The following is a 13807-nucleotide window of genomic DNA, read 5'->3' as shown; positions in this document are numbered from 1 at the left end:
ATTAACAAGTTCAATACCCTATAGCCTGCATAGTTTCATTTATGGTGGTGCCAAGTGTGCGGGCATGGGGGTTTAGTCAAATATTTTACTTTTTTCATTTTGCTCAGTTCTCAGAGCAATGAGCGAAATGAATGAACATTTCTCTGCATAGATGCCGGTCAACTCCATGCCGGGGATCACAGCAGTCTTGCTGTGCCTTTCTGCAATGTTCGCGTCCTGTGTGTTACAATTCATTTCATACCTCCGCTGTTCCATAAGATTTTTACTAACCGGCAAAATCAGTAATCTTATTTGCTGAGGGTTTGTCTATCAGCCACCTTTCCCGGGAGCCCCTATCTTTGGATGATACAGGAAACCCCTTTATTATTTTCGCCCCCATGCATGTAATTTAATTTCATATACTGTCGAAATTTGTTAGTTTCAGTGTCAATTTTTATTTGTTATGCATGTTTGGCTGTTTCATCGTATAATTTTATTTTATCACTATTTTACAATAAGTCAATATTAAGCTTTCATATCATTTATTTTTGTGCATAATGTACAACATCATTCTGTTTACTACGAAATTACATGAAATAATATTTCTCATTCATCCAGAAATATTATTTCACCGTTTACATGCATGAACCGGACAACCCCCTATTTTAGGCTCTTTTGGGCCTGCTTTCAGAGCCTTTAACACTGAAATGTTTCAAAAATAAAAGTAAGGGAACATCCGCACCAATAGTTTGGTATAATGTCCCCTTGTTAATTATTTCTATATTTACCCTAAGTGTCTGGAAATTCTCCACCATCCCTAGCATGCCTTTTCGCACTTACGGTTTTGGCTTTTTTCTGAGCGGCGCATGCAAAAAGACACCTTCCTAAAATTTCTTTTAGAAAAGTGTCCTTTACCGTACCATCTATTCGCTTACTGGTTCGCCAGGTTTTAATACAGCTTTGCTCCCGCCGGAATCCGGTCATCTACCATCAGAAGGTTTAACCCTTCTCTGCCCTCTTCCTCATGTACTGCCGAAATGAGCATACCTTCAGAATCAACGCCCATCATCTTTCTCGGCGGCAGATTTACAATGGCAATCGCCGTCTTTCCCACCAGCTCTTCCGGTTCATAATATTCGTGAATGCCGCTTAAAATTGTACGTTTTCGGTCTGTTCCGTCATTCAGAGTGAACTTCAAAAGCTTTTTACTCTTGGGAACAGCTTCGCACGCTTCAATCTTCACAGCGCGGAAATCAGATTTGCTGAAAGTGTCAAAGTCAACCACTTCTTCAAAGAGCGGCTCAATCTTCACGTTAGAAAAATCAGGCTTCTCCTCTGTTTTTACTTCTGGTGCAACAGCTTTTTCCGCCTTTGCCTCGCCCTTTTTCGTGTCCAGTGACTTCATCGTGGGGACTTTCTCCACCACAATTCTGAAAAAGGCTTTAATAACAAGCAAAGCCATTTATCGCTATTTTCGCCTAATTATAATACCCTTTTTAGCTTTAAAATTTGCGTTCTACAACAGTATTGGGGTATTATTTGATGTATTTGGGGTAAATTCTTAATTAAATTTTGATGTCTTTGTTTCCTAATATTATAATCATTATTATGAAGCAAGTCAATCGGGCAGACAAAAGCAGCGTACTGAATTTTAACTTCAAAGTACGCTGCTTCCTTTTTAAGCTATTGAATTGTCAAAATATTTATCTAATCCCTCGAACTCTGTTTTCTTTAGTTCCTTGGTTACATCGGTATAAATGTTCAGGGTCGTTGTTATATCCTTATGACCGAGTGTATCTTGAATAACCTTGATATTTACTCCAGCTTCACACATCCTTGTCGTAAATGTATGTCTGAGCGAGTGACAGCTGAAATGTGGGAGAAGCACTTCTGGATTTTCTGTTTTTAAAAATTGCTCATCATTGCAATCACGGATAATACGTCGGATTGCCTTATTCAAGAGTTTACCGGACTTTGTATTCTTCTGAAGCTCCATAATCACACCCATATCAGGAATTGTGATATTCGGGATTTTCAGGATTGCTTCCATATCAAGCTGCTGCAACTTTTTCTCCGTATCACAACCGGAGTCAAAGAGTTTATTCAGCACCTTGACCTTATTCTGAAAAGTTGCTTTGTCTTTCACGAAAATACCTCCTTAGTTAATGTTGATTACAATAGAAATACTGCCGCTCTGTTCTTCTTTCTGCGGATTACGTGAATACTCAGGAAAAAGGGACTGTACTCTCTGCCTTGCCCTGCGTATGGTTTCAAAACAAGGAAGTCCGTATGCTCGGTAATTAAATACAATATCCTCAAGTGGAAGATTTCCGGCAGGTATATATCCGTACCGATTGTAATAATGCAGAATGAGAAGCATATCATCATACCTCGACATCGGGCATTCTTTTAAGATTTCAAGCACTCGGCTCTCCACCGTTTTCTGTTGTTTCATAATGTTCCTCCAAAAATTAAAGGGACAGAGTTTTTACGCTCTGCCCCGACTGGTTAATGTTCGCTTGTTACTTACTTCTTACGGTTTTTAACCTGAAGAAAGATAAAGCCGCCGACAATAACGGCAACTAATGCGATAGCGATAATTGTCTTTGCTTCCATTACTCGTTACTCTCCTTTTTCTTCTTTTTGTGTGCAACAACAGAAGTTATAGCGATACCGACAGCAGAAAGTCCGGCAAGGACATACCAAAGTTTCATATTGGTATCATCTCCTGTTTTCGGCGTATCTCTTAACTCATTGTGCATTTTTACAACGGCTGTTTCATCAAGTTTGATAGTAACATTCTGATCGGCAGGTGTGATATATGCGGCAGACGCATTGTTTGCCACTTCTGATACGGTATATTCGCCAATACGAAGTCCCTCAATCACGATTTCGCCATTCTTATCTGTTTCAAATGTCATATCATACCCGTTTGCTCCGGTTACTCTGAACGCAAAACCTTTGACCTTACCGTCTGAAGATGTCTTGACGATTTTCAGTGTTCCACGCATAGCTTCATTGATAAATCCAACTCCAGCCTTATTCTCAACGGAATAAGTTGTTTCGTCTTTCTCAATGAAAACAGAGTATTCTCCCTTATCAAGCAGGAAGCCCTCCGGTGCTTTTGTTTCACGGACAATATATTTTCCGTAAAGCAGCTCTTTCATCTCATAAATTCCGGTTTCAGTTTCTTCAAGATTTCCGATAAGTTCATCTCCATCATCAATCTTTCCGTTCTCATTGGTGTCCTTATATACCTCAAAGGTTGCACCCGTAAGCTTGTTGTCCGGATATTCAGCGTCCACCTTCGTGAGTCTGATATTGCCGTGAACATACTCATTGACAATCTCAATTTCAACTACCTGCTCGGCTTTGCTGATATTGACCTCATACGCTTTTTCATCAAGAACAAATCCCTTTGGCTGCTCGATTTCTCTTACAATCCATTTGCCATAAGGAACTTTTGCAAAAGAAAAACTACCGTCTTTTGCAGAGGTAGTCGTCATAAGTGCAGTATCCTTTGTAAATTCTGTTTCTTCGGCTTTGAAGATGCCGATAACAGCACCCTCAAGTGCTTCTCCATTCTCGTCAATCTTCTTACCTGATACAGAACCATAGATAAGTTTATTCTTGATTTCTTTTCCGTCATTCACTTTGATTTCAACCGTTGCGGTATCCTGACCTGCGTATTCAAATACAACCGGATACTTCGTATCAGAGAGAATATAATGCTCATCGGTTGCAATCTCTTTGACATAGTATTTGCCAAACGGAAGGTCTGACTTCATAACAGCAGTTCCATTTTCATTTACGCTGACAATCTCAATCAGTCCATCAGCCGGAATAACTGTACCGCTTGCAGATACAATATCTTCTGCGGCATAAAGACCAAAGCTGATATTTTTGATTTCTCCGTTATCGCCAATACCAAATGTCTTGTCCTTTTCAATGGCTTTTGCAAGGCTTACCTGAACTTTCTGTCTTTCGTTATAGAACGATGTGGAAGTTTCGGTAACAGAGATATTCTGACCTGCGTAAGTAAGCTCAACCGTATGTGTTTCGCCACTCACTACCATTCCATAAGGTGCGGTAATTTCCTTGACCTCGTATTTTCCGAGATAAAGTTCTTTGCTCTTCACAAATCCATCGGAGCTTGTTGTGATAGTATCTACCACTTCGCCCTTTGAATAGCGGAGTGTACCGTCCGGTGTACTAATATCTTCCGCAGCACGGACTTCATAAACTGCACCCTCAAGTCCTGCCACTTCATAAACAGGCTGATAAATAACATCACTGTCCTCAGAACCACTTACATTGACACCACTAAATACTTCTCCAGTCTTTTCAACCGTGATAGTACCTTTCTGTGCCATATTCGGCTTATTGACTTTCACAACAGTTACGCCGCCTTCCTCTGTGGAATTTTCTTCGGTAATATCAAAATATACCGGAGTATCATCAAGTACATATCCGTATGGAGCTTGTACCTCTACGATAGAATATCCCTTGCCGTAATCCAGTTTCTCAGGTGTGACAAGAGAACCATTTGCGTCGGTATAGAACACATCAATCGTGGTCGGTGTCGGATAAGTAAAGGTCATTTTAACCTGATTGCCCTGCGGGTCGTAAATCTTAAATCCTGCTCCTGCATACGGAATACTCTTTCCGCTTTCTGCGTCCACCTTGACTACATTGACAAAACTCTCAAAGTTACGGTTATTGATAAGATAACGGTAGGTCTGTGCGTTCTGCGAAATAAACACATCAAAATCGTCCATCATCTCTCTGCCTTCCCAACCGGAAGTCTGGTGTACGGTATAAATACCATACGGCATATCTTTTGTCTGACCGAAACCATTTTCATCGCAAACGATAGTATCTCTCTCGTCTTTATTGGCTGCGTCATAGCTTCCGGCAGATTTCAAATATATCTCAAAGGAAGCACCCTTTTCAGGCGTTTCAATCTTTGTTTCTCCATCGTCGGTATGTTTAATGATAGCCACATTGCCTTTGATTACCTGCTCGGTTACATCATTGGAAGTAAGGTTGTGTTCCACCTCATAAAGTTTCGGGTCTGCACCTACTTCATGGATAGTCTTATCAAGCAAATATCCCTCTGACGGTGTAATTTCTCGGATTGTCCAGTCGGTATCACAAACATATTCTTTGGTAGTGAACTGACCGTTTTCATCAGTAACATACTTATCTACAAGCGTTTCTCCCTTATAGATACCATAAACTGCTCCCGAAAGTTTGGCATTGCCCTGTGCTTCGCCTTTCTCAGCGTCGCTCTTTGTTACTGTTACAGTAAATTTCTTCAAAATATTATTGAAGTTTCTTGTGGTTACTTCTTTCCACTTCACTGGTGCAGTCTGATTTTTCGGCACAACATAACGGATAGCTGTGTCCACTTCCTCAAGAGTATATGGTTCAGAACTACTGATAAGCACATCTTTGAAAGTTGCCACACCGTCTTTGTCCGTAACTGCATACTGGTCAACAGCATCACCGGAAAGAGAAGTACCGAAAAGATGGAACTTCACACCTTCAACAAGGTTATCTTCCGAGGACTTCACTACCTGAAGGTCGCCACGCTTCAATTTGTTATTGAAATTGACCTTTGCAACCTGCCCTGCCACAACAGTAACTCTATGTGTTTCCTGCGGCTCGTACTTATCGTATGCCTGCTCGGTTACGGTATAGATACCCGGCATAAGGTTATCAATCTGGAATTTACCGCCATTGGCTGTTGTAACCGTCTGATTGATACCGTTTCCGGTAATCGTGAAGTTGATACCGTCAACCTTGCCGTCCTCACTGGTCTTTACAATCTGACAAGAACCATAGCTGACTTTCATTTTCACATAACCGTTGATACTGTCGCTTACTTCCTGAGCATAGCTGACAACATCCTGCACACTGGAATTCTGACCGTGTTTACCCTCTGACCATACAACCACACCTCTGCGGACTGCATTTTTCTTCGTTGCGGTAATAGTAAATTCCTTACTCGGTGCAGTATCCATAGAAACAGTAAGTTTGTTACCATTCACTGAAAAGCTCACTCCACTGATACTTGCTTTGAAATTATATTTGGACAGCACATTATTGGAGTCTGTCAGAGTAGTTGTGTACTTACTTCCGTTCCACTCAAGTTCTATTGTTTTTGCCGAACTGGATGATTTATTACAAAAGCTCGGTATGGTCGCATGGTTCTGGACACTCTGCACCATACTGTTGTAATAACTGAAAATTTTATTGCGGAGCGGATGCTTTGCATTGATGACATCTTTCACATTGCTGCAACCACTGGCTGCTACATGATTGAAGTTCGCATCACGCTCTCCGATAACAGTTTCCCAGATAAGAAGCTGTGTAGCATAAGCCTGTGCAATGCTGTTTGCTGCTGCTTCATTCTGTGACCTCCAAGATGTCGAGATTGTCCCACGATAGCCATACTGTAAAATACGACCAACGAAAAGACGGATTTCATCTCCGGAAATAACCCCGTTGGCTGCAAGGTTATTAAAATAATTTTCGTCATATTTATTCATTGTCTGACCGACCTTGAGCGAAATTCCCGGCTCAATACAATATGCAACATTGCCTGAGTATGAGCCAATAGCCTTAAGATTGGTAAAATTGGAACGTCCGGTATGCCAACCATTTTTCAAGGTCAAATTGCTGTGTCCCCATACCCCATCGTAATTAGCATCGCCATCACGAGGGTAATCGACCATATAAACATCGGCTTTTTCTCCTGAAGCAGCATATGCTGTTGTCGAGCCAATACCTGCAAAAGTGGTCACACACATAAGGGTCGCCAAGAAAAGCGACGTGACTCTTTTGAATTTTGACTTTATCATTGCGTTTCCTCCTGTAAAATTGAAAAACACACCGTATCTCTACGATGTGCCTTTGTGGATTTTCTCTTACGACAAGATTAACCTGCCGAAAAACAAATGCGGATTTTTCGTTAATTTTTCATTTTACCATACACCTCCAGTCCGTTCATACTGTGCGATTCCCCTTAGAGATAGACATATACTTTGAGATAGTTATATTCAAGTGAGATAGTATATATCATTTTCGGTAGGTAAAAGTATAACTAAGGGGTTAGAGTGTGAGAAAGGGGAACTGTAAATCAGGCTATCTGCTGTCACGCTCTGCACGGTTACGCAAAAACTTGTTGTAATGCTCCAATGCTTTGCAGACAAAATCCTCCGTCTGACTGACGGGAATGTTTTTCGGGATAAGCTGTCTTACTCTGTCGCCCCTCAACACAATTTTTTCTTTTTGGTTCGGCTTTTCCTCAGACATAACAGCATGGATTGCTTCTGTTGTAAGGTTGCCTTCATTGAATAACTTTCGCATACGGATTGTCTGGTCGTGTGACGGTGTTGCATCATTCAGGTCAATTTCATCAACCACATCACGCTGACAATCTTCATCAAGATAGGAAAGTTCTACGGCAGGACGCATTTTAATACGCCCCTCATCAACAAATTCAAGCAGTTCAGGAACAAGGTTTGTCAAACGAATATACCTGCGTATTTGGTCTTTACTCTCGCCAACTTGTTCAGCAAGTTCAACATCAGAACGCCCTTGTGGAAAATTAGTCGCCAGTGGCGACGCATTTTCTTTGCTCGGTCTGCCTGCTTGTCTTTTCATTGCTTCCAAACGCATTTTATAGGCAAAGGCTTTTTCACTTGGCAATATCTCTGACCTCTGGAAATTACTCTCAACCATTAAAATGGTCGCTTCATCTCTGTTCAGGTCTACAATCTCGCTTCTCAGTGTTTCAAATCCTGCCAGTTCACAAGCTCGCTTTCGTCTGTGTCCTGAAACAAGTTCATATCTGCCGTCCTCTTTCTGCCTTACCGTTGCCGGAGTAATAACTCCTCTTTCCTTGACACTCTCCACAAGCTGCATCATATCCTCATCATCCCTGACCTTAAACGGGTGGTCGGGAAAATCATCAATCAGCTCCAACGGAATATCTCGGATTTTTGAAAGCTGTTCTTCATCTCTCTGTGCCTGAGTGGTAAATAAATCATCGAGCTTCGTGAGAGTGAAGTCGCTCTTTCTTCCTGCCATCAGCTAACACCTCCTTTGTAAATTCAGCGTATGCCTTTGACACTGTGCTGTTTGGCTCATAAGCATAAATGCTTTTGCCTTTGGAAGAAGTTTCAGCAGCTTTCACGGCAATCGGAATTTGTGTTCGATACATTCTTATCTGATTACCGAAGTTTGCCCTGAGTGCTTCCACCGTACTCTTTGCAAGGTTTGTTCGGCTATCCACCAAAGTAAGCAGCATACCGTCTATCTTAATATCAGGATTGATATACTTCTTTACTTTTGAAATGGTCTGCACAAGCTGTGTCATACCCTTTGCAGGCAAATACTGAGCCTGAACTGGAATGATAACACTGTCTGCCGCCGATAAAGCATTGAGAGTAACCATACCAAGTGAAGGCATACAGTCTATAATTACATAATCATATCTGTTCTTCACTTGACTCAGATAATTCTTGAGTGTAGTTTCTCTGCTCATTGCGTTCACAAGGTTAAATTCCATTGCTGAAAGCTCAAGGTTTGCCGGAACAAGGTCAACACCTTCTTCGTGATGCAGGATACCAACCATAGGGTCTGTCATCGTTTCATTGATTACATCTGTGAGTTTCGTTGCAAGCGTGATACCCAAGCCGTCTGTATCCTGCCAGCCAAGACAAGTCGTTAAATCGCCCTGCGGGTCTGCGTCTACGAGCAATACTTTCTTGCCCTGCATTGCAAGCCCGACTCCGAGATTAACTGTTGTGGTGGTTTTTCCGACTCCGCCTTTCTGGTTACATACGGAAATCGTTTTGCAGTTTGACACTTCTTTTTGCCCTCCTTTCTGAAAATTCATAGCCACCGCATTATGGCTATGTACCTGACCGACTCATTTCCTAATCGGTCATAGCAATATTTGTTCTCAACACCCCTTGCCAAGCAAAATGCTTATGGGAAGTCACTAAGGAACAGACTGCTTATCTGTATCATAGGATTCTAACCTCTGCCGGGTACTCCGCCAGCTCCGTAGAGAAGTATCATTATCATTCTGACTGTCATCGCCATATCAGGGGCAACCTGATACTCATAGCCGGAGTTCTCGCTATTCTGAAATACAGAAATCACGGCGTACCTGCTAAAGTGGCTATCATCAGAAATAAAGTCTTAGTGAATGACTTATTCAATTTTCAAGCGAAAAGGCTTCCGTTTTTGCTATCCGGAATGAACCCCTTCACTCATTTGGACAAAGGGGTATGAAATGCACACCCAAAATCGCCCCTTTTGCAAAAATTTCTTGAAAAAATTTTTTCTGAACGAAAAAAAACCGCCTATTTTCCTCAAAATTGAGGTCAATAGACGGTGGGTAGAAATATTCACAATTTTGGTGTATAATATGAAATCCAGAGAAAAACAAATCGTTGTTTGTCGATTTGGTAAATTCTTATTTTATGATTAACCCAATATGGAGAAATGGATATGAAAGAAAAGAAGCAATGGTTAATTAGATTGTTTATAATCCTATTCTCTGTTTCTGTTTCAGTGGCAGTTTTACCTTGCGGAATAATTAACACCCATGGCTTGTTTGGAGAGATTACATCATCGACTATAACTAATGATGATGATAATTCGAGTTTTCAAGAGAGCCGTGTTTTTGAAAACAGAAAACAGATTAAAGGGATAAACATTTATAATATATGGTTTGAAGTTTTGATATGTGTCATTTGTATGATATATATTCAATATATGTTTAGACTTCCTAGAGAAGATACCATCATTACTTTTAAAGTACGAATGGACAATTGATTCTTTCTGCAAATATATAAAGCAGAAAGGAGAATAAAACTTGTTTGAACAAGACTATGTTATGAGACTTATAAAGGAAATGGTGAGAGCTATACTAAAGCTGTTATTCAATATTGATACCGATTCACCATCAGCAGAATTATTGGAAGATGCAAAGGAACAACAGACGCTGGATGAGCTACTTGATATGGTAGATAATGGGTTCATTAATGAGGCGGAAAATAAAATATATGAAATAACGGAAGAAGGGAAAAAGACAGATTTAGAAATGGCTTTACTGTTTTATTCCTACTTAAATGATAAGTCAGATGAATTTCTGGAAGCACATAATTATAGCAGAGATGAAATTAAGGCTGGTTTGAAAGATATTACTGTAAGATATGGCGTCGATGGTTTTGCAGAAATGTTTTTGCAATAGTAAAGGAAATTGTTATTTTCACTACACAAAGAACTCGATAGATTCCAGTTTGTCGGACTTACTCTACAATAATCAAAGACCGCTTACATCGTGTAGGCGGTCTCTTTTCTTATTCAGAAATATTTGATTTTGAGCTTTCTTTTCTTTGCTGACATTACCTTGCAGAGAACATCGTCAACCCCGTCGGTATATCTGCCTTGTGCTATCAGGCTGTTCTTCAAACGGATAAGTGATTGTATTACTCTGCCATATTCGTCATCATTAAGATAGATATGGAACTTTTCTTCTCTCATAGTCTTTTCCTCCATTCATTAAATTTTGCTCTGATTACCGAAACATCTGCATCAGTGTCAGAATAAATAAAGATATGTACGCTTTTGAAAACTGCTTTTACTCTGTCGGAATATTCCGCTTCCGTTTCGGTTGTCTTAAAAGGGAGTTTAACGAGTTTTATATTTCGCTGCTTGCATAAGTGGCTTTTGAGAACCTCCATCTGTTCTGAGCCGCTCGTAAATTCTATCGCCAGCTTTTCTGACGGAATGTAGGTTTCAAGTGGTATTCCTAATAGTTTATCTGAACCGAGCTGCACTTTTAATCCTTTTTGATTTGCGTAATAGGCAACAGCCAAGCCGGGGAACACGGAGCGATATTGGCTTTCGCATACGGTGCATTTTCCTTTAAGAATTGTTCTGTCGCTGATTTTTGCTTTCCAAGAGTGTCCGAGTGAACATTTCCACCACGCTCTCTTTGCTGAAGTTCGTGATACTTGTGTCGGTTTCAATTTATTCTGTTCATAATCCCATTCGCTGAGAAGCTGACTGTCTGTTGTCGCCAAATCATTATATCCGGCAAGGACTTCTCTCTCCGCACAAACAGGGCATACCGTACCTTTCACACGGGCATTGATAACTGATTTCCACTCGTTACCGCATTTACCGCATCTCCACCAGACATTTTTCCTCGACTTTGCATTTACTTCATCAGGCTTCAATGGTAAGTTCTTCTCCGACCACTCAGAAGCAATTTCAGGGTGTGTTGTCTGCAAATCGTTAAACCCTTTCAGGAATATGTACCCACTGCAATACGGGCATTTACTGCCACCGGAACGGGTAGAAATAAGGGTGTTCCACTCTCTGCCGCAATCCTTACACTTCCACCAAGCCTTACGATTGGCAAAGACCGTAACCTGCGTTGGAAGTGTCGGATAATTTCTGTCCGACCACTCGGCTGCTATATCCGGCAGAAGTGTTGCAAGGTCATTAAAGCCTGCCAACACTTTATTATGGGAGCAGTACGGGCAACCAGTTTTATTTATTGTCCTGCTCTTAACAGCAGCTTCCCACTCATGTCCTTTTTCACATCTCCATATCACTTTCTTATGAGAACCAATAGAAACTTCTGTCGGTTTTATCTTATTCTTTTCCGACCACTGTTTTACCAGTAATGGCTCTAATGTCGCCAAATCGTTAATACCTGCAATCACTCTCGCACCGGAACATATCGGGCATTTTTCTCCATTGGAACGAGCCTTTATACTTGTTTCCCATTCGTGACCGCAAGCACCTTTCCACCATACTTTTTTATTTGAACCGAAAGTAATGTCATCAGGTGTAAGCGGTAAGTTCTTCTCCGACCACTCCGAAACAAGCTCCGGATGTACTTCTGTTGTAGTTCCTTTTCTATATTGGATTTAATAAGTTTAAAGTCTTACATACAATCCAACTATAATTCTATATTAATTTGCTGTAATAATTATAAATTATGTGTGCTTTTCGACTTATTAAAATAACCCCAGATTTTCAAAGAAACGATTCACATCAATTTTGCCATATCCCCATTCTTCATTTGGATATATAATACTTTCCTCACGGTTGGCTCCTCGAATCAATAAACGATTTATATCATTTCCTGTTATTGATGTATAATTTCCTCTAACATCAGCCCACTCTAAAATCATTGCCATTATTCCAGTAGTATGCGCAGCTGCAGCTCCTGTTCCACTTATTGTTCCAAACTTATTATTTAATAAAGCACACGGTATATCAACTCCTGGAGCAGCTAAATCTGGTTTAATTATACCTGCTCTGTTATATCCTCTACTAGATTCAATGTAAAAGCTGTCATTTATTGGGTTATACGATGATACCGTTAATGGAATTCTAGCATTTCCTGGAGAAGTTATCGTTGTGTAAGGATTAGCTCTAATAAAAAATGTACTATCTGATATTAAATCCCCATTAGGCAACCATGCATGTAGTTCAAAAGGTTTTTGATCTAAATTAACTAGTTTTAAATTCCAGATTCCGGAAATAGCATTACGAAATCTTATTAGAATTAATTGATCTCCAGTTTCCTGCTCAAATAATGAATTATTAATCCATACAGTGCTTTGATTAAAAACAAAATTATATTTTTGGCAACTTGATATTGATGGATATACCATTTTTGTTGTTTCACCTGTAGGAGTAATTAATTCTACTGTACAACGTGCAGGTACATTCATCCATACTTCCAAAGAAAATTCTTTATCATCTTCTCCTATATTAATTTCTATATTTTCCAAATTACCATTACGTGGTATATTAGAATAGAAATGTCTTCTTTTATTTCCTTCATTTCCAGCCGCTACTACTATTCCAATTTTAGAAATTTGAGAAAGATAATTGATGTAGCTACTTGTGGCTCCAAGTCCATCATGTCCTCCCTGACTTGTTCCAATCGCAAGACATATTGCTAGTGGCCTTTGCAATTCTCTTGCTTTTGTCACTAAATATCTAATTGCTAAAATCACATCTGAATCTTGAAAGCACAATTTATCCTCGGGAACAAGAAAGATATCATATAAATTTTTTTTTGCCTTTTTTAATTTTACAACAGCAATTTCTGCATCTGGAACAACCCCAGAAAAATCATTTTCAGAATCTTCATTTCCCACTATGATACTGGCTATTGCTGTTCCATGTCCATTATCATCTATTGTCGGGACCTCTTCTAATGGTGAATTAGATTGTAATGCCATATTAATTTGTACTTTGTTATATTCTGTACCATATGAAAAGTCCTTTGGTTTATTATCTGATTCTATCGTTTGATCCCAAATACAATTTATTTTTGTAGTATTATCTTTTTTACGAAATACCGGATTTAAATAGTCAATTCCTGTATCAATTAGTCCAATAAGGACACCTTGACCATATAACGATAAATAATTATTTCTCTGCACTTCACCAATTCCGGATTTTTCCATGCTTATTGTTGATGTTAAAGTAAATAAGGACGGAAATCTATGATATGGAGTTTGACCAAGCTCACAAATATCTTCCTCATTTCTTTTTGTATGAATTAACATGTGCCTTTCATTTAAATATGTAATATTTCCATTTGTATTATCTGCATTGTCTAATTCCCCCAATAATATATTAAATATAAGATCATAGTAATCCTCATCAATTATTTTATTCATACTTTCACCTGTCAATTATTAATCAGTACATTGTATGAGATATATTTCTATATATGACAAAAAATATATATTCTATTTATTCTAGTTCGTCA

At 39.6% G+C, this 13807-nt stretch carries 13 protein-coding genes; 2 read left to right on the top strand and 11 right to left on the bottom strand.

The window, feature by feature from the left end:
* Positions 1–72: 72 nt before the first annotated feature.
* The 8 genes from GKG41_RS05805 to GKG41_RS23720 all read right to left on the bottom strand — a co-directional run bounded on the left by GKG41_RS05805 (position 73) and on the right by GKG41_RS23720 (position 9156).
* The gene (locus GKG41_RS05805) at positions 73–234 is read right to left on the bottom strand and encodes a hypothetical protein (protein WP_154257589.1); all 162 of its coding nucleotides are present in this window, start codon (positions 232–234) and stop codon (positions 73–75) included.
* Between the two features lie 694 nt (positions 235–928).
* Positions 929–1441: a methionine--tRNA ligase subunit beta gene (metG, locus tag GKG41_RS05800; RefSeq protein WP_347563270.1), complete on the bottom strand. Its 513-nt coding sequence runs from the start codon at positions 1439–1441 to the stop codon at positions 929–931.
* Positions 1442–1657: 216 nt separating this feature from the next.
* A complete protein-coding gene (locus tag GKG41_RS05795) occupies positions 1658–2125 on the bottom strand; it encodes a tyrosine-type recombinase/integrase (RefSeq protein ID WP_347563269.1) in 468 nt (155 codons plus the stop codon).
* Between the two features lie 12 nt (positions 2126–2137).
* Entirely contained in the window at positions 2138–2434 is a 297-nt protein-coding gene (locus tag GKG41_RS05790; protein ID WP_044682078.1) for a hypothetical protein, read from the bottom strand.
* Between the two features lie 160 nt (positions 2435–2594).
* Positions 2595–6845, bottom strand: a complete 4251-nt coding sequence (locus GKG41_RS05785; protein ID WP_154257588.1) for a SpaA isopeptide-forming pilin-related protein — start codon at positions 6843–6845, stop codon at positions 2595–2597.
* Positions 6846–7128: 283 nt separating this feature from the next.
* Entirely contained in the window at positions 7129–8076 is a 948-nt protein-coding gene (locus GKG41_RS05780; RefSeq protein ID WP_118357768.1) for a ParB/RepB/Spo0J family partition protein, read from the bottom strand.
* Positions 8033–8857 (bottom strand): ParA family protein, encoded by an 825-nt coding sequence (locus GKG41_RS05775; protein ID WP_285829636.1) that lies wholly within the window; start codon positions 8855–8857, stop codon positions 8033–8035. Before GKG41_RS05775 ends, GKG41_RS05780 begins: the two co-directional genes overlap by 44 nt.
* Positions 8858–9027: 170 nt before the next feature.
* Entirely contained in the window at positions 9028–9156 is a 129-nt protein-coding gene (locus tag GKG41_RS23720; protein WP_255601781.1) for a hypothetical protein, read from the bottom strand.
* Between the two features lie 351 nt (positions 9157–9507).
* On the opposite strand from GKG41_RS23720, the gene GKG41_RS05770 reads away from it, so the two are divergent.
* A complete protein-coding gene (locus tag GKG41_RS05770; protein ID WP_154257586.1) occupies positions 9508–9834 on the top strand; it encodes a hypothetical protein in 327 nt (108 codons plus the stop codon).
* Between the two features lie 40 nt (positions 9835–9874).
* On the top strand, positions 9875–10252 hold the full coding sequence (locus GKG41_RS05765) for a DUF6483 family protein (protein ID WP_117963307.1): 378 nt from the start codon (positions 9875–9877) through the stop codon (positions 10250–10252).
* A 113-nt stretch (positions 10253–10365) separates the two neighbouring features.
* Here GKG41_RS05765 and GKG41_RS05760 read toward each other — a convergent pair whose 3' ends face one another.
* The 3 genes from GKG41_RS05760 to GKG41_RS05750 form a co-directional block, all read right to left on the bottom strand.
* The gene (locus tag GKG41_RS05760; protein WP_117526579.1) at positions 10366–10545 is read right to left on the bottom strand and encodes a hypothetical protein; all 180 of its coding nucleotides are present in this window, start codon (positions 10543–10545) and stop codon (positions 10366–10368) included.
* Positions 10542–11942, bottom strand: a complete 1401-nt coding sequence (locus GKG41_RS05755) for a zinc-ribbon domain-containing protein (protein WP_347563272.1) — start codon at positions 11940–11942, stop codon at positions 10542–10544. The genes GKG41_RS05760 and GKG41_RS05755 overlap by 4 nt, the downstream gene beginning before the upstream one ends.
* 90 nt (positions 11943–12032) lie before the next feature.
* Positions 12033–13715 carry a S8 family peptidase gene (locus GKG41_RS05750; protein ID WP_154257585.1) on the bottom strand — a complete coding sequence of 561 codons (1683 nt, stop codon included), beginning with the start codon at positions 13713–13715 and terminating at the stop codon, positions 12033–12035.
* Between the last annotated feature and the right edge of the window lie 92 nt (positions 13716–13807).

This window comes from Lactonifactor sp. BIOML-A5 (assembly GCF_009677585.1).
In the GTDB taxonomy this organism is placed as follows: Bacteria; Bacillota; Clostridia; order Lachnospirales; family Lachnospiraceae; genus Lactonifactor.
The sequence above is the reverse complement of the archived record's forward strand: the minus strand, read 5'-3'. Positions and strand labels throughout refer to the sequence as shown.